The organism is Bradyrhizobium sediminis (assembly GCF_018736085.1).
In the GTDB taxonomy this organism is placed as follows: domain Bacteria; phylum Pseudomonadota; class Alphaproteobacteria; order Rhizobiales; family Xanthobacteraceae; genus Bradyrhizobium; species Bradyrhizobium sediminis.
Map to the genome: position 1 here is coordinate 698,565 of NZ_CP076134.1, position 15,898 is coordinate 714,462.

14 protein-coding genes are annotated in these 15,898 nt (G+C 65.9%); 8 read left to right on the forward strand and 6 right to left on the reverse strand.

Features of this window, described 5'->3' with window-relative positions; all coding sequences use genetic code 11:
• The first annotated feature begins 6 nt into the window (after nucleotides 1-6).
• From KMZ29_RS03355 to KMZ29_RS03375, 5 genes are all read left to right on the forward strand, one after another.
• Nucleotides 7-1,851: a dipeptide ABC transporter ATP-binding protein gene (locus KMZ29_RS03355; protein ID WP_215622445.1), complete on the forward strand. Its 1,845-nt coding sequence runs from the start codon at nucleotides 7-9 to the stop codon at nucleotides 1,849-1,851.
• 135 nt (nucleotides 1,852-1,986) lie between these two features.
• A complete protein-coding gene (locus KMZ29_RS03360; RefSeq protein WP_369810111.1) occupies nucleotides 1,987-2,142 on the forward strand; it encodes a DUF4089 domain-containing protein in 156 nt (51 codons plus the stop codon).
• 7 nt (nucleotides 2,143-2,149) lie between these two features.
• Nucleotides 2,150-3,547, forward strand: a complete 1,398-nt coding sequence (locus tag KMZ29_RS03365) for an AtzE family amidohydrolase (RefSeq protein ID WP_215622447.1) — start codon at nucleotides 2,150-2,152, stop codon at nucleotides 3,545-3,547.
• A gap of 1 nt (nucleotide 3,548) precedes the next feature.
• Nucleotides 3,549-3,953, forward strand: a complete 405-nt coding sequence (hpxZ, locus tag KMZ29_RS03370) for an oxalurate catabolism protein HpxZ (RefSeq protein WP_215614481.1) — start codon at nucleotides 3,549-3,551, stop codon at nucleotides 3,951-3,953.
• A complete protein-coding gene (locus KMZ29_RS03375) occupies nucleotides 3,950-4,687 on the forward strand; it encodes a GntR family transcriptional regulator (RefSeq protein WP_215622448.1) in 738 nt (245 codons plus the stop codon). The genes hpxZ and KMZ29_RS03375 overlap by 4 nt, the downstream gene beginning before the upstream one ends.
• A 107-nt stretch (nucleotides 4,688-4,794) precedes the next feature.
• Here KMZ29_RS03375 and atzF read toward each other — a convergent pair whose 3' ends face one another.
• From atzF to KMZ29_RS03390, 3 genes are read right to left on the reverse strand one after another with little or no spacing between them, the layout of a single operon-like run.
• Nucleotides 4,795-6,618, reverse strand: a complete 1,824-nt coding sequence (atzF, locus tag KMZ29_RS03380) for an allophanate hydrolase (RefSeq protein ID WP_215622449.1) — start codon at nucleotides 6,616-6,618, stop codon at nucleotides 4,795-4,797.
• On the reverse strand, nucleotides 6,615-8,267 hold the full coding sequence (locus KMZ29_RS03385; RefSeq protein ID WP_215622450.1) for a regulator: 1,653 nt from the start codon (nucleotides 8,265-8,267) through the stop codon (nucleotides 6,615-6,617). The genes atzF and KMZ29_RS03385 overlap by 4 nt, the downstream gene beginning before the upstream one ends.
• A complete protein-coding gene (locus KMZ29_RS03390; RefSeq protein WP_215622451.1) occupies nucleotides 8,264-8,983 on the reverse strand; it encodes a cysteine hydrolase family protein in 720 nt (239 codons plus the stop codon). The genes KMZ29_RS03385 and KMZ29_RS03390 overlap by 4 nt, the downstream gene beginning before the upstream one ends.
• A 276-nt stretch (nucleotides 8,984-9,259) precedes the next feature.
• Here KMZ29_RS03390 and KMZ29_RS03395 point away from each other — a divergent pair, with 276 nt between their 5' ends.
• Complete coding sequence (locus KMZ29_RS03395; protein ID WP_215622452.1) at nucleotides 9,260-9,739, forward strand: SRPBCC family protein; 480 nt, start codon at nucleotides 9,260-9,262, stop codon at nucleotides 9,737-9,739.
• A gap of 54 nt (nucleotides 9,740-9,793) precedes the next feature.
• Here KMZ29_RS03395 and KMZ29_RS03400 read toward each other — a convergent pair whose 3' ends face one another.
• The gene (locus tag KMZ29_RS03400; protein ID WP_215624124.1) at nucleotides 9,794-10,285 is read right to left on the reverse strand and encodes a MarR family winged helix-turn-helix transcriptional regulator; all 492 of its coding nucleotides are present in this window, start codon (nucleotides 10,283-10,285) and stop codon (nucleotides 9,794-9,796) included.
• A gap of 207 nt (nucleotides 10,286-10,492) precedes the next feature.
• On the opposite strand from KMZ29_RS03400, the gene KMZ29_RS03405 reads away from it, so the two are divergent.
• Nucleotides 10,493-12,361, forward strand: coding sequence for a feruloyl-CoA synthase (locus tag KMZ29_RS03405; RefSeq protein ID WP_215622453.1), 1,869 nt, complete (start codon nucleotides 10,493-10,495; stop codon nucleotides 12,359-12,361).
• A gap of 135 nt (nucleotides 12,362-12,496) precedes the next feature.
• Here the strand turns inward: KMZ29_RS03405 and KMZ29_RS03410 are convergent, their stop codons facing one another.
• Both KMZ29_RS03410 and KMZ29_RS03415 read right to left on the reverse strand, forming a co-directional pair.
• The gene (locus KMZ29_RS03410; RefSeq protein WP_215622454.1) at nucleotides 12,497-13,780 is read right to left on the reverse strand and encodes an NAD(P)/FAD-dependent oxidoreductase; all 1,284 of its coding nucleotides are present in this window, start codon (nucleotides 13,778-13,780) and stop codon (nucleotides 12,497-12,499) included.
• Between the two features lie 59 nt (nucleotides 13,781-13,839).
• Complete coding sequence (locus KMZ29_RS03415; protein WP_249779817.1) at nucleotides 13,840-14,202, reverse strand: hypothetical protein; 363 nt, start codon at nucleotides 14,200-14,202, stop codon at nucleotides 13,840-13,842.
• A gap of 373 nt (nucleotides 14,203-14,575) precedes the next feature.
• On the opposite strand from KMZ29_RS03415, the gene KMZ29_RS03420 reads away from it, so the two are divergent.
• On the forward strand, nucleotides 14,576-15,748 hold the full coding sequence (locus tag KMZ29_RS03420; protein WP_215622455.1) for an ABC transporter substrate-binding protein: 1,173 nt from the start codon (nucleotides 14,576-14,578) through the stop codon (nucleotides 15,746-15,748).
• Nucleotides 15,749-15,898: the final 150 nt, after the last annotated feature.

The window sequence follows — 15,898 nt, forward strand, 5'->3', positions numbered from 1 at the left end:
ATAATCATGACCGCGCAGCCGCTGCTCGACGTCAACGACCTCACGGTGGAATTCGCCACAAGGCGCGGCATCGTGAAGGCGGTGCAGCACGTCAATATCGCGGTCGCCAAGGGCGAGACGCTCGGCATCGTCGGCGAATCCGGCTCCGGCAAGTCCGTCACCTCCTACGCCGTCATGCGGATCCTCGACCGCGCCGGCAAGATCGCCGAGGGATCGGTGATGTTTTCAGGCATCGACGTCAGGACCGCGACCGAAGACCAGATGCGCGACCTGCGCGGCCGCGAAATCTCGATGATCTTCCAGAACCCGCGCGCCGCGCTGAACCCGATCCGGAAAGTCGGCGACCAGATCGGGGACGTGCTGCGCCAGCATGTGCAGGCCGCCGCCAGCGACCGCGGCGAGAAGGCGATCGAGGCGCTGGAAGCGGTCAAGATCGCCCGGCCGCGCGAGCGCTACCATGCCTATCCGTTCGAGCTGTCCGGCGGCATGTGCCAGCGCGTGGTGATCGCGCTGGCGCTGGCCTGCAATCCGCAGCTTCTGATCGCGGACGAGCCGACCACCGGCCTCGACGTCACCACGCAGAAGGCGGTGATGGACCTGATCGTCGAACTGACCAGGAGCCGGGGCATGTCGACGATCCTGATCACGCACGATCTCGGCCTCGCCGCGGCCTATTGCGACCGCGTGGTGGTGATGGAGAAGGGCCGCGTGGTCGAGACCGCGCTGTCGGCGGATATTTTTGCCAATCCGCAACACGCCTACACCAGGAAGCTGATGCGCGCGACGCCGCGGCTCGGCGTGTCCCTGCGCGACCTGTTGCCGGAGGAGGAGGCGGCAAAGCTTCCCGCGATTGCGCCGCACCCAACACCCGTCATGGCCGGGCATAGCCGTCCGAAGGACGGCGTCGCTTCCGCTCGCCTATGCCCGGCCATCCATCTTTCTTCGGCAGACTCTTCTTCGAAGGCGATGGACCCCCGGGTCAAGCCCGGGGGTGACGATTCGACAGGCGGCGACGCAAAGCCGCTTCTCCTCGTCGAGAAGCTGGTCAAGGAATACCCACGCAAGGGCGCTACGGCGACACTGGCAAAACTGTTCTCGCGCAAGCCGCCGGTTGAAACCGAACAATTCCGCGCCGTCGACGGCATTTCATTCAGCGTCGGCCACGGCGAGAGCGTCGGCCTGGTCGGCGAATCCGGCTGCGGCAAATCCACCACGTCGATGATGGTGATGCGGCTCCTGGACCAGACCTCGGGCCGCATCATGTTCGACGGCGAGGAGATCGGCGCCATCCTGCCCAATGCCTTCGCGCGGCTGCCGTTGCGCAAGAGCATCCAGATGGTGTTCCAGGATCCGACCGACAGCCTCAATCCCCGCTTTACCGCCGCGCGAGCCATCGTCGATCCGATCATGCAGCTTGGCGATATCAGGGGTCGCGACGCGCTACGCGCCCGCTGCGAGGAACTGGCAGGACTGGTCGGCCTGCCGGTCAACCTGCTCGACCGCTTTCCGCACCAATTGTCCGGCGGCCAGAAAGCCCGCGTCGGCATCGCCCGCGCCATCGCGCTGCACCCGAAGCTCGTGATTCTCGACGAGCCGACCGCGGCGCTCGACGTCTCCGTGCAGGCGGTGGTGCTGAACCTGCTGCAGGATCTCAAGGCGTCGATGGGCATGAGCTATCTGTTCGTGTCGCATGATTTGAATGTGGTGCGGTTGCTGTGCGATCGTGTCATTGTGATGCGGTCGGGGCGAATCGTCGAGCAGGGCCCGTCCGAACGGGTGCTGGGCGATCCGCAGGATGACTATACCAGGGAATTGCTGACGGCGATTCCGCATCCGCCGCTGCCGGTTTAGTTGTCATGCTCCGCGAAGGCGGGGCGTCCAGTAAACACTGACGCTGGTGTTTACTGGATCGCCCGGTCAAGCCGGGCGATGACGAGAAGGGAGACAAGGTTGACTGCTAAGAACCCCGATCCGCTCGATGCTTACATGGACGCCGTCGCCAAGGCGCTGGCGCTGCCGGTCGAGGAGGCCTGGCGGCCGGCGGTCAGGGCCAATCTCGAGGTGTCGCTGCGGCTGGCCCGGCTGGTCGACGAATTCCCGCTGCCTGATGAAACCGAGCCGGCCAGTGTCTTCGCAGCCTGATATCGCCATGACCGCAAACTCTGACGAGCTGTCGGCCTCGGCAATCGCGCGGGGCGTCTCTGGTGGCAAGATGTCCGCAGTCAGCGTCACCGAAGCGGCGCTGGCGCGTATCGCAAGGCACGATTCCGTCCTGAATTCCTTCACCGACGTCACCGCTGAACGCGCGCGCGCAAAGGCGCGGGCGGTCGATGATGCGCTTGCCGCCGGCAAGACCGTAGGCCCGCTCGCCGGCGTGCCGTTCGCGGTCAAGAACCTGTTCGACGTGCAGGGGCTCTCCACCCGCGCCGGATCGAAGATCAACCGCGACCTTGCGCCGTCGCGGCGCGACGCTACCCTGATCGAGCGCATGGAAGCGGCCGGCGCGGTGCTGGTCGGCGCGCTCAATATGGGCGAATACGCCTACGACTTCACCGGCGAAAACGTACATGACGGACCGTCGCGCAATCCGCACGATCCGACGCGGATGAGCGGCGGCTCGTCGGGCGGCTCCGGCAGCGCGGTCGGCGGCCGGCTGGTTCCGCTGGCGCTCGGCTCCGACACCAACGGCTCGATCCGGGTGCCGTCGTCGTTCTGTGGTATCTTCGGACTGAAGCCGACCTATGGCCGGCTGTCGCGCGCCAGGTCGTTTCCGTTCGTGGCGAGCTTCGATCATCTCGGTCCGTTCGCGCGCAATGTCGGCGATCTCGCGCTGGCCTATGACGCGATGCAGGGGCCGGATGCCGACGATGCGGCGTGCAGCACGCGTCCCGTCGAGCCGGTCGGGCCGCTGCTCTCGCGGGACATCGGCGGACTTCGCATCGCCATTGCCGGCGGATATTTCCAGAGCAACGTTTTCCCCGAAGCGGTCGAGGCCGTCGCCCGCGTCGCCAAGGGGCTGGGCGCCACGCGCATGATCGAAATTCCCGAGGCCGCGCGCGCCCGTGCCGCCGCCTACGTTATCTCCACGACCGAAGGCGCCTCGCTGCATCTCGATCGGCTGCGCAAGCGGCCGAACGATTTCGATCCGGCGGTGCGCGACCGCCTGCTGGCCGGCGCCATGGTTCCGGCGCCTTTGGTCGACCGCGCGCAGAAATTCCGCCGCTGGTACCGCGCCCAGGTGCTGGAGCTGTTCGAGACGGTCGACGTGATCATCGCGCCGGCGACGCCCTGCGTCGCGCCGAAACTGGGGCAGGCGACCTTCGTGCTCGACGGCGTCGAGTTGCCGGTGCGCGCCAATATCGGCATCCACACCCAGCCGATCTCCTTCATCGGCCTGCCGGTGGTGGCGGTGCCGGTTCCGCTGCAGCCGATGCCGATCGGGGTGCAGCTCATCGCCGCGCCCTGGCGCGAAGATATCGCGCTGCGCGCAGCCTTCGCGCTGGAGCGCGCCGGCGTGGTTGCAGCACCGCAGCCGAGAGGGTTGTAGAATGGACGTCGATCTTCCCGACGTGCTCGCCGAGGTGACCGAGCAGTTCGCGCGGTATGAAAAGGCGCTGGTGTCGAACGACGTCGCCGTGCTCGACGAATTGTTCCGTGCGGATTCCCGCACGTTGCGCTACGGCATCGGCGAAAATCTCTACGGCATCGACGCGATCATGGCATTCCGCGCGGCGCGCTCGCCGGTCGGGCTGATGCGCCGGACGGCGCAGACGGTAATCACCGCCTATGGCCGCGACGCCGCCGTGGCCTCGACCTTGTTCTATCGCGACTCGATGCCCGGCCGCGTCGGCCGGCAGATGCAGACCTGGGTGCGATTTCCCGAAGGCTGGAAGATCGTCGCCGCCCATGTCAGCATCATCGACGAACCCAAGGACGCGGGTCAAAAGCCATGAGCCTCGAAGATCCCCCCACCAGCGCGCCGCAGCGCCCGCTCCATGAGGCGGAGGCGGTGGTTCGCCGCGTCGACCGGCCTTCGCCGATCCCGGACAAGATCACGCGCGCCGAGGAACTGCGGCTGCAGCTCGCCGATGAAATCGTCCGCGGCGCGCTGCCGCCGGGAGCTTCGCTCGATGAGACCGAGATCGCGCGGCGTTTCAACGTTTCGCGCACCCCGGTGCGCGAGGCGCTGCGGCAGCTGGCCGCCAGCGGCCTGGTCGATGCGCGGGCGCATCGCGGCGCCGTGGTGGCGCGGCCCTCGCTCGAACGGCTGACCGGAATGTTCGAGGCGATGGCGGAGCTCGAGGCGTTGTGCGCCGGGCTTGCCGCGGAGCGGATGCCGCCGGCGGAGCGGCAGCGGCTGGAGGCGATCCACGAGGAGTTACGGATGCTGAGCCATGCCGGCAACCCCGACCGCTTTCACGAGGTCAACGAGCGCTTTCACAATGCGATCTATGCCGGTTCGCAGAACGGCTACATCGCCGAGATGACGCTGGCCACCAGGGTGCGGGTGCAGCCGTTCCGCCGCGCCCAGTTCCGCAATCTCGGGCGGCTGGCGAAATCGCATGCCGAGCACGACCGCGTCGTGGTCGCGATCATGCGCGGCGACAAGGCCGGCGCGGCAGCCGCGATGCGCGCGCATATCGAACTGGTGCGCGGGGAATACGAGATCTATGCGGTGTCGGTGTGAGAAGGCGAATGGCGAGTAGCGAACAGAGGGGCGAGTAGGGAGTGGCGAATAGCGAATAGGGAAGGTTTCCTTGCTATTCGCCATTCGCTACTCCCCATTCGCCCCCATCACACCGCCACCTTCTCCGCCATGAACGCGCGCCAGCCGCCGAAGGCGGAAATGTCGCGCGCGGCGCCGATATCGGCGGGCTCGACGAGAAAGCCTTTCACGCCGCGGCCGTCGGCGAGGCGCACGGTGCCGATCGACAGCGGCGGCGGGATTGCGGCGACGAACTTTCCGAAACTCGCCGCCGATAGCGCCCACAGTTCCAGCGTGATCGAGGTTCCAGCGCCCGCCGCAACGCGCAGCATGCCGGGTTTGGGCGGCGTGGTGGGAAGCGCATAGAGCTTGTAGTCGGGCGCCGTCACCGCGGCCTCGATCAGGCGTCCGCCGAGCGCCTTCAATTCGCCGTTCAGCGCCATGCCCGACAGATGTGCGCCGACCACGGCGATGGCGATTTCATCGCTGCTCGCGCCCGCGGCCAGCGCCGCGAGCGGCGGTTGCGGCAGGCCTTTGGCGCCCATCGCAAGTCCAGTGTCGGCATGAAAGACGCGGCCAATCGAGGCCAGCCATGCGTCCTGCCCGGCGGGCGCCAGCAGCGTAATGCCGAACGGAATGCCGTCGGGCCGGATCGCCGCCGGCAGCGCCAGGCCGCAGAGGTCGAGCAGATTGACGAAATTGGTGTAGGTGCCGAGCCTGGAGTTGAGCTCGACCGGATTGGCCAGCACCTGCGCGGTCGTGTAGGCGGTCGGCGCCGTCGGCAGCACCAGCGCGTCGATATTGGCGAAGGCGCGCTCGGCGACCCGGCGCAGCGTCTGCAGGCGGTACAGCGCGGCAAAGGTGTCGGCGGCGGAAAGCCGCGCGCCGGCAATGGTGATTTCGCGCGTCACCGGATGGATCGCGTCCGGCGATGACGCCAGCAGGTCGCGGATCACCAGATAGCGTTCCGCCACCCACGGCCCCTCATAAAGCAGCCGCGCGGTCTCGTAGAACGGTTCGAGGTCGAACTCGACCAGCGTGGCGCCGAGCGCGGTCCAGCGTTTCAGCGCCTCGCCATAGGCCTGCTCGGAAGCCTTGTCGCCGAAATAGATCAGCTGGCCGTTGCGCGGCACGCCGAGCCGGAGCTGGTTCGGAAACGCCGTCATCGGCGCCAAGGGCCGGTTGCGCGAATAGGGATCGGCCGCATCGGGTCCGGCGATGGCGCCAAGCGCGGTCATCGCGTCATCGACGCCGAGCGCGAAGATCGACACGCAATCCAGCGTGCGGCAGGCCGGCACCACGCCCGACGTCGAGATCAGCCCGAGGCTCGGCTTCAGCCCGACGATATTGTTGAGCATCGCCGGCACGCGGCCGCTTCCGGCGGTGTCGGTGCCGAGCGAAAGCGGCACCAGTCCCGCCGACACGGCGACCGCCGAGCCCGAACTCGATCCGCCCGGAATCAGATCGCCGCGCACCGGATTGGCTGGAATGCCGTAGGGCGAGCGCACGCCGACCAGGCCGGTGGCGAACTGGTCGAGGTTGGTCTTGCCGATGACGATGGCGCCGGCCGCGCGCAGTCTGGCGACAGCCGTGGCATCGTGGGCCGGCAGGTAGGAAAACGCCGGGCAGGCCGCCGTGGTGGGCAGGCCGGCGGCGTCGATATTATCCTTTACCGCCACCGGGACGCCGTAAAGCGGCAACTGCGCGGCATCCTTGTTCGATAGCGCCTCGGCCTCCGCCAGCGCTTGTCTCTCGTTGCGCAGGCTGATGAAGACCGCGGGATCGTTGTGATCGCGAATCCGCTGGAAACTGCGCGCGACGGTTTGCGCAGGCGACATGGCGCCGCCGCGATGCGCGGCGACGATTTCGGCGACGGTTTCAGTCACGTGCCGCCCCGGTCGGAAACGACTCATTCTGCGGGTGCGGCAAGGGGCGTCTCCGGTTGCGAAACGGGAAGGGAAGAGGTGCCGAGTTTCGCCAGCGCGAAGAATACCGCAGCCACCAGGACATAGGCCAGCGCGACGGCGGGGGTTACCCCCAATCCGCCGCCGATACCGACGGCCTCGCCATGCATGAAGCCGAAATAGGTCAGCACCGCGCCGGCCAGCGCGAACGCCGACGCCTTGACGAAGTCGCGCTCGATGACGAAGACGCCGATGGCGCCGAGCACGAGGCCGGTGAGGATCGAGCCGCCGCCCATCACGTCGAGCCCGTGATAGAGCACGCCCTGCTGCGGCAGTGCTGCGATCGCCGCGGCCTTGACCGCACCGGCCTTGTCGGCCGCCAGCCCGCCTACTGCCTGCGCGGCACTGAGGGTCGACGCCAGCATGGTGTCGATCTGCAGCTTGGCCCAGGCCGCCAGATGCGGCGTCAGCGCCAGCACGATTGCGGGCGCATGCTTGACCGGCGTGGTCTGGAACGCCTGCGCGCCGATCAGCATGCCGATGTAGAGCAGGATCGGCGAGATCGCGACCACAGGCACCAGCGCCAGCAGCACCGAGATGATGCCGAACCAGGACAGCACCACCACCATGATGCCGGTCGCCGCCGAATAGCCGATCCGGCCGCCCATCGCCTTCCAGCCGGGATGGCCGATATAGACGGCGTTGATGAAGGGATTGCCCATCAGGCAGCCGATCAGGCTGACGACGCCGTCGGCGGTCAACACCCGCGTGGTCGGATATTCGTCGCCCGCGGCTTCCGCGCTTTCGACATTGTCCATGGCTTCGACCAGGTCGTAGATGCCGAACGGGATCGCGGTGACCAGGATGATGCCGAGGAATTCGACGCCGGAAAACACCTGGCCGAACGCCGGCAGCGGCACCGAGAAGCCGAAGCTCGCGAAGGCATCGCCGAGGCCCTTGACGCTGAGGCCGCCGAGGCCGAGGCCGAACAAATTCGAACCCCACGCGATCAGCATGCCGGCGGCGATCGCGACCAGGCCGGCGGGAATCGCCTTCGGATATTTCACGCCGCCGAACCAGCTCGCCATGATGATGGCGAAGCAGACCAGACCGATCTGCGGCGTCATGTACATTTCCAGCGCCGGCCGCATCGAAATGAAGGTCACGGAAACGCCGGCGAGCGTGCCTAGCAGCGCCGCCCGAGGTGTAATCTTGCGAATATACGGCGCGATGAAGCCGCCGATCATCAGGATGAAGCTCTGGAAGAACACCCAGACCAGGCCGGCCGACCAGCCCTTGATGGGGTCGCCGGTCTTCAGCGTGATCGGCAGCATGATCACGAAGGTGACGATGAACATGTGCGGCACGCTGACGCCCGAAGGCAGCGCGCAGACGTCGTTGCGGCCGGTCTTCTGCGCCAGCCGGTAGGCCAGCCACGCATAGTAGAATGTCGAGAGGCACATCATCAGGCCGAGCGCCGGCAGGATGCGGCCGAACACGAGTGAGTCCGGCATCTTCAGCACGAAGCGCAACAGCCCCGTCAGCACCAGCATGTTGACGAGAATGTTGGTGCCGAAGCCGAACAACGCGTTCCAGTCGCCCGGCGTCCATAATGCAGGTTTGAATTCGCCCTTGCTTGCCGTCATGGTCGTGCTCATCGCGATGCCCCCATCGTTGGTTGGTCAGAAGTCTCCGCTGCCATTGCCTTGAGAACCGCGGCGGAGTCCGAGACCCAGCCGAAGATGCCGCCCTGGGCCTTGATCATCTTCAGGCCCATCTCGTGGAATTCGGGGAAATAGGAGGCGCAGCAATCCGCCAGCACGACGCAGCGGTAGCCGCGGTCGTTGGCCTCTCGCACGGTGGTGTTGACGCAGACCTCGGTGGTGACGCCGCACACCAGCAAATTCTCGACGCCGTATTTCCGCAGGGTGTCGCCCAGCTCGGTCGCGTAGAACGCGCCCTTGCCGGGCTTGTCGATCACGATCTCGTCGTCGAGCGGATAGAGCGTGGGGATGATGTCGTGGCCGGCCTCGCCGCGGATCAGGATCCGCCCCATCGGGCCGGGATCGCCGATGCGCTTGCTCGGCGCGCCGCGCTCGACCTTCGCCGGTGGCGCATCGGACAGGTCAGGCAGATGGCCTTCGCGGGTGTGCACCACCAGGATGCCGGCCGCCCGCGCGGCGCCAAGCACGGCGGCGCAGGGTGCGACCGCGCGCGCCAGTTGCGAGACGTCGTTGCCGAGCGTCTCGCCGAATCCGCCGGGTTCGAGGAAGTCGCGCTGCATGTCGATGATGACCAGCGCCGTCGCCCTCCAGTCGAGCGCGATCGGATCGGGCTCCGCGGCAAGCAGGCTGGTGGTTGCTGATCTCGCCATGGCGGACTGCGCTCCGGGAAATTCCTCCCTGATCGAAGCAAGCGGTGTGCCATTGTGTACAGCCGATTCGAGGCATCGAGCCCGACAGATTGATCCATCTTTCCAGATGTTTGGCTTTTTCTTGCAGCCGTGGCCGGAGCCATAAGCGCGCTTCCAGGTAATGCGTTTGATTAATTTATGGGCAGCGCCGTTTGCGATGCTCGGCTGCAATCGTCTAGCTTGGGTGCCAAGCCTCAGTGGCGCGACCTCTTTATCTTGCCTGGCCTGGAGTACCCGATGTCGAATTCCTTCGAACGCCGCCACGATATCCTGATCGAGGCTCCGCCCGAGGCAGTCTACGACTATGTCTGCAATCCGAATTCCTGGCCGGAATGGCTGGCGGCGTCGCACCGCATCGACAGTGCCGATCGCGCGCTGGGCACGGGCGAGACCTTCCGCGAGCAATGGCACATCCGCCGCGGCGAAGTGGTGCTGGACTGGAAGGTCCTGGAGAGCGACCGGCCGAACGCCTGGACCGTGCAGGCCGATACCGATTTCATCGGCCCGATCGTGGTCCGCTACACTTTCGAATGCGTTGGCGATGCCACCCGGTATACGAGGCACCTCCGCAACCCCCGCCGCCCCACGGCGGCAAGCGCCGAGCAGATCCAGCGCGTCGACGAAGAGGCACAGATCGGGCTAGCCAACATCAAGCGGCAGGTCGAGCAGCGCTGGGCTGCCCGGTGGGCGCCTCAATCGGCAGGCAAGCGCGCATGAGCGCGCGCGACGTGCCGTGACGCATGAAGCCGTGGCGCGCTTCCGGCGCCGCGATCAATGGAATGCGGAGAGAATTTCCAGCAGCCGCCTGCGATTCTCCGGCCCGATTTTTTCGTCGACGTGCCGCTCATGTTCGGCGGCGAGCATCTTGAACTGCCGAAGCGAGGTCTGCCCGCTGGGAGTGAGATGCAGCGCGTGCGACCGCCGGTCGGTTCGTGAAGGAACGCGCTTGACCAGATTGCGCGCCTCGAGACTGTCCAGGAGGTGCACCAGCCGGGCGCGCTCGATGCCAAGTCGCTTGGCAACGGCCATCTGGGTCATGCCCGGGTTCGCGCCGATCACCGTCATGACAGAATACTGCGTGGGCTTGATGTCGACGGCGGCAAGCGTCCGGATAAAATCCTGAAAGATCCAGATTTGGAAGCGCCGTACCGCGTAGCCGGCATGGCCGACCAGCCCGTCGAGGCCGATCTCGCCGTCGCGATCCGGGCGGCGCGTCTTGCCGTTTTCCCTCCGCTTGCCGACGGTAGGAACGGGATTTTTCAATACCGGTTGGGCCGCCTTGTTGGACACGTCTTTTCTCCAGCGTCGTTCCTTTAATCTAGCGTTTCCCCGTCGAGAAGAAAAGATTGTTGTTGACGACAACAATTGTTGTGCTCAACAATATGTCGAAAGCGGCCCGCGAGAGGCTGCAGCCGCCAAAGGACGCTGGCGTCCGCGGCCATCCCGAGAAAACGCGCGAGGAGGAAACCGATGACGACAGCTGCTGTCATCAGCCGCAACGACCCCACAGCCCTGTTCGCAACGCCCGCGGTCGTGGCCGATCGCCGCGCCGACGGCAGCATCATCGTGAAATCGGCCACGCCGCTGCAGCCGCATGCGCGCTGCGTCGGCGACTGGCTCGAGCACTGGGCGCGGCAAACGCCCGATAAGATCTTTCTCGGCGAGCGCGCCAGTGTCGATGCGCCGTGGGCGACCGTCAGCTATGGCGATGCGCTGCGGCAGGTGCGCAACACAGCCGCCTGGATCCTGGCGCGGGGCTTGAGCGCCGAGCGCCCGCTGGTCATTCTCTCCGACAACAGCGTCGACCATGCGCTGTTCGCGCTCGCCGCCATGCATGTCGGCGTGCCGGCGGCGGCGATCTCGCCGGCCTATTCGCTGGTGTCGAAGGATTTCGACAAGCTCAAGAGCATGGTCAAGCTGCTCGATCCCGGCGCGATCTATATTTCCAGCATAAGACCGTTCGCGGCGGCACTGGCGGCGATCAGGCCGCTGCACACGGCTGATATCGTCAGCGGCGACGCTGACGGCAGTGATGCGATTTCGTTCCGGTCCATTGCCGCGACTCCGGAAGCCGGCGCGGTCGCAAAGGCCTTCGCGGCGGTCGGGCCGGACACGATCGCCAAATTCCTGTTCACCTCGGGCTCGACCGGCACGCCGAAAGCCGTGATCAACACCCAGCGCATGCTGACCTCGAGCCAGCAGGCCAAGGCGCAGACCTGGTCCTTTCTCGATGCCGCGCGCGACGATCTGGTGATCCTGGACTGGTTGCCCTGGAGCCACACCTTCGGTGCCAACCACAATTTCAACCTGGTGCTGCGCAACGGCGGCACGCTCTATATCGACGGCGGCAAGCCGGCGCCGGGCCTGTTCGCGACGTCGCTCGCCAATCTGCGCAGCGTGATGCCGACGGTGTACTTCAACGTGCCGCGCGGCTTCGACATGCTGATCGCGGCGTTGCGCGGCGACGACGAGTTGCGCCGGAAATTCTTCGGCGAGGTGAAGTTCGCCTTCTATGCCGGCGCGGCGCTGCCGCAGAATCTCTGGGACGCTATGGAAGAGCTGTCGATCAAGACTACCGGCCGGGCTCTGCCGATGGTGTCGGCCTGGGGCTCCACCGAGACCTCGCCGCTCGCCACCGACTGCCATTTCCAGGCGAAGCGATCCGGCAATATCGGCGTGCCGATACCCGGCACCGAACTGAAACTGGTGCCGTCCGGCGACAAGCTCGAGGTGCGCGTGCGCGGACCCAATGTCACGCCGGGCTACTGGAAGGCGCCGGAACTGACCGCGCAGGCGTTCGACGCGGAAGGCTTCTATCTGATCGGCGACGCCGTGACATTTGCCGACCCGGACCGGCCCGAACTCGGACTGTTCTTCGACGGCCGCGTCGCCGAGGACTTCAAGCTCAATTCCGGCACCTGGGTCAGCGTCGGCACCCTGCGCGTCGCCGGCATTACCGCGCTGGCGCCCCTGGCGCAGGACATCGTCGTGACCGGCCATGGCGGCGATCACGTGCGCTTCCTGGTGTTTCCCAATATCGCCGCCTGCCGCGCCCATGCCGGCCTGCCCGACAGCGCCGACATCCATGAGGTGATCGCGAACGAGAAGGTGCGTGCCGCCATCGCGCAAGGCCTCGCAAAGCTCAAAGCGCAGAGCGGCGGTGGCTCCTCCGCGCACGCGACCCGCGCGCTGTTGCTCGCCGAGCCTGCTTCCGTCGACGGCGGCGAGATCACCGACAAGGGCTATATCAACCAGCGCGCGGTGCTGACGCGCCGCGCGGCCGCGGTGGCAGTGCTGGAAGACGATGCGTCGAGTGAATGGATCGGCTGCGCGGGCTAGCGCATTTTTCCAGTGTGCCGCTCATCCTTCGAGATGCGCGGCGTTGCCGCGCTCCTCACCACGAGGAGATAGAGGACCTCATTCCGAGGAGCGGCGCAGCCGCGTCTCGAAGCATGAAGCCACCGCGCTGAAACCTCATCCCACCACCTTGCTGCTGCCCTGCGTGATCAGGCGCGCGGCGCGCTGGTCGCGGGCGTGGATCCAGAGCCAGGAGATCGCGACGCTGAGCCGGTTGCGCAGGCCGATCAGGAAATAGATGTGGGCGATGCCCCAGATCCACCACGCAATGGCCCCGCGCAGCTTGAAGCGGCCGAAATCGATCACCGCCTTGTGCTTGCCGATCTGCGCGAGGCTGCCGGAATGCCGGTAACGAAATGGGCCGAGCGTCTCGCCGCGCAGCCGCGCCTTGATGGTTTGGGCGACGTAGCGCCCCTGCTGCTTGGCCGCCGGTGCAATGCCGGGGACCGGTTTGCCGTCGGGGCCGTCGATCGCAACGGTATCGCCGATCGCGAAGATGTCGGGATGGTTGGGGACGGTGAGGTCGGGATTGACCTGCAGCCGGCCGGCGCGGTCGTGAGGTGCGCCGAGCCATTCGGCGGCCGGCGAGGCGCGCACGCCGGCGGCCCAGATCAGCGTCCTCGCCTGCAGCGCCTTGCCACCGTAGACGACGCCGTCGGCCGAGCATTCGGTGACGGCCTCGTTCAACATCACTTCGACGCCGAGGCTTTCGAGCGAGCGCTGCGCGTAGGCGGAGAGATCGTCGGGAAAGCCCGCCAGCACGCGCGGCCCCGCCTCGATCAGCACGACGCGCGCGCTGTGGGTGTCGATGTTGCGGAAGTCGGGCGGCAGCGTGTCCTTTGCCAGTTCGGCGATGGTGCCGGCGAGTTCGACGCCGGTCGGGCCGGCGCCGACGATGACGAAGGTGAGCAGCGCAGCGCACCGCTGTGGGTCGGTCTCGCGCTCGGCGCGCTCGAATGCCACCAGAATCCGCCGCCGCAGCGTGGTGGCGTCCTCCAGCGTCTTCAGGCCCGGCGCGAACGGCTCCCATTCGTCGTGGCCGAAATAGGCGTGCCGCGCGCCGGTGGCGAGAACGAGCGTATCGTAGGGCAGGCTGTCGCCGTCATCGAGCAGCACGCGCTTGCCTTGTACGTCGACGCCGCTCACCGTGGCGAACAGGGTCGTCACTTCAGGCCGGCCGCGCAGGAGATAGCGGATCGGCCAGGCGATCTCCGACGTCGCCAGCGAGGCAGTCGCGACCTGGTAGAGCAGCGGCTGGAACAGATGGTGGTTGCGGCGGTCGAGCAGCGTGATGCGGACCGGCGCGCCTGCCAGCCGATAGGTTGCCTCCAACCCGCCGAAGCCGGCGCCGACGATCACCACGTGATGACGGTTTGACGATCGCGCCTGCTCGGGGGTCATGGGCTGAGCCTTCGGTTTCAGATCTCTCCGCTGGCCGGATTATGCAGGCATTTGGACCCTCAGTCCAAGCCCGGTTTGCCGATCGATCGATAGTTTGAACGCATCGTCAGCGGATGTTCGATCGCGTTGGTGGCCGGCATCAGGCCCGGGCAAATCGTCGCACGAGCGGTCCGGTCGGATCCCTCAGTCGAGTTCGGGCCTGCCCGCAAAACCGCAATAGCCGTGGGGCTTACCTCTGCCTCGCTGCCCTTGGAGTGCGACAGGTGGTATTGGCGCCAGCTCATGCAGTCGCCGGCAATGCAGTGATACATCTTTTCCAAGTTCTGAAAGCCGTCGGTCATGGTGTTGTTCAGGCGGTTGCCGTTGTCGATGTGCACCAGGGGGCGCCACCTGGTGCGCGCGACGCTTTCGCTGACTGACATCGCGGTCCTCCATCGACATCGACGCGCGAGTCTGGCGGCAAATGGGTTAAGTGGGGGTAAAATGGCCAAGGCCCGGGCCGGCGGCGCGGAAACCGGCCAGGACCGGCCCCGGGGGCTGCGGCGTCCGCGGGCGTTGCCACCTGAACTATAATTCTTGCCATGTCAGGCAGATACGAATTATGGTGCACAAAAGTGTGCATCGGGCCGAAGGTTCTTGGGCAGGGCCTTCGGTTCGTGCTTGCTGCAGACCCGCAATTTCGCGCACAAAACACGTCACCTGCAAAAGAGTGACCCGGGAACGGAGCAAAGTGGGCTGTTCGAACGGGGAAGGCAATTTGACTGACGGCAACGTCTTAGTGAGGAGGGAACGAACATGAAAACGGCATTCTGGCTGGCGGGCGCTACGGTTCTGGCGCTGGCAAACCCCGCGATGGCGGGAGATACCATCAAGATCGGGTTTGTCTCGACGTTCAGCGGCCCGACCGCCGTGATCGGCAACGACATGCGCAATTCGTTCGAGCTCGCGCTCGATCACATGGGCCGCAAGATGGGCGGCAAGCCGGTCGAGGTGATCTACGAGGACGACACCTTCAAGCCGGACGTCGGCAAGCAGAAGACCGAGAAACTGATCCAGTCCGACAAGGTCGACTTCATCGCCGGCTACATCTGGTCGAACGTGCTGCTCGCCTCGCTGAAGCCGATCGTGGATTCGAAGACGATGCTGGTCATCGCCAATGCCGGTCCGTCGCAGGTCGCCGGCGAGTTGTGCTCGCCTTACGTGTTTTCGACCTCGTGGCAGAACGACCAGACCCCGCAGGCGATGGGCGAATACATGAACCAGAAGGGCGTCAAGTCGGTGTTCCTGATCGGCCCGAACTATGCCGCCGGCAAGGACATGCTGGCTGGCGTCAAGAGCGCGTTCAAGGGCGAGATAAAGGGCGAGGAATACACGGTCTGGCCGAGCCAGCTCGACTTCTCCGCCGAGCTGTCGAAGGCGCGCGCGTCCGGTGCGGCATCGATCTTCGTGTTCTATCCGGGTGCCGCCGGCGTGCAGTTCCTCAATCAATATACGCAGGCCGGCCTGAAGGCGCAGATGCCGCTCTACACGGCGTTCACCATCGACGAACTGACGCTGGTGCTGCAAAAGGAGAACGCGCTCGGCGTTCCCGGCGCGCAGCAATGGGTCAACGATCTGCCCAACGAGCAGAACAAGAAGTACGTCGCCGACTACCGCAAGAAGTACACCGGCCTGCGTCCGACCTTCTACGGCGCGCAGTCCTATGACGCCGCGCAGCTGATCGCCAGCGCGGTGGAAGCCGTGAAGGGCGACACCAGCAAGAAGGACGAGATGAAGGCGGCGATGGAGAAGGCCAATTTCAAATCGGTGCGCGGTGCGTTCAAGTTCGGCAACAACCACATCCCGATCCAGAACTTCTATCTGCAGGACGTGGTCAAGGACGCCGACGGCCAGCTTTCGCTGAAAACCGTTGCCACCATCATCAAGGACAGTCAGGACAAGTTCCACGACAAATGCCCGATGAAGTGATCTGACGATCCTCTCCAACACGGCGGCGGCGCTCGCGCGCTGCCGCTGTTTTCCATCCGGCACGTGTCTTGCTTGCAAGTCTTGCAAACACGTCCTGCAATCTGATTTGTAACTCGATGACTTCCAGATCGGTGGCTTCATCCGGGACGG

Bases quoted from the DNA above. Each gene is read 5' to 3' on its own strand.
- KMZ29_RS03355 (WP_215622445.1), top strand. From the start codon at position 7: ATGACCGCGCAGCCGCTGCTCGACGTCAACGACCTCACGGTGGAATTC.
- KMZ29_RS03360 (WP_369810111.1), top strand. From the start codon at position 1,987: ATGGACGCCGTCGCCAAGGCGCTGGCGCTGCCGGTCGAGGAGGCCTGG.
- KMZ29_RS03365 (WP_215622447.1), top strand. From the start codon at position 2,150: ATGACCGCAAACTCTGACGAGCTGTCGGCCTCGGCAATCGCGCGGGGC.
- hpxZ (WP_215614481.1), top strand. From the start codon at position 3,549: ATGGACGTCGATCTTCCCGACGTGCTCGCCGAGGTGACCGAGCAGTTC.
- KMZ29_RS03375 (WP_215622448.1), top strand. From the start codon at position 3,950: ATGAGCCTCGAAGATCCCCCCACCAGCGCGCCGCAGCGCCCGCTCCAT.
- atzF (WP_215622449.1), bottom strand. From the start codon at position 6,618: ATGAGTCGTTTCCGACCGGGGCGGCACGTGACTGAAACCGTCGCCGAA.
- KMZ29_RS03385 (WP_215622450.1), bottom strand. From the start codon at position 8,267: ATGAGCACGACCATGACGGCAAGCAAGGGCGAATTCAAACCTGCATTA.
- KMZ29_RS03390 (WP_215622451.1), bottom strand. From the start codon at position 8,983: ATGGCGAGATCAGCAACCACCAGCCTGCTTGCCGCGGAGCCCGATCCG.
- KMZ29_RS03395 (WP_215622452.1), top strand. From the start codon at position 9,260: ATGTCGAATTCCTTCGAACGCCGCCACGATATCCTGATCGAGGCTCCG.
- KMZ29_RS03405 (WP_215622453.1), top strand. From the start codon at position 10,493: ATGACGACAGCTGCTGTCATCAGCCGCAACGACCCCACAGCCCTGTTC.
- KMZ29_RS03410 (WP_215622454.1), bottom strand. From the start codon at position 13,780: ATGACCCCCGAGCAGGCGCGATCGTCAAACCGTCATCACGTGGTGATC.
- KMZ29_RS03415 (WP_249779817.1), bottom strand. From the start codon at position 14,202: ATGTCAGTCAGCGAAAGCGTCGCGCGCACCAGGTGGCGCCCCCTGGTG.
- KMZ29_RS03420 (WP_215622455.1), top strand. From the start codon at position 14,576: ATGAAAACGGCATTCTGGCTGGCGGGCGCTACGGTTCTGGCGCTGGCA.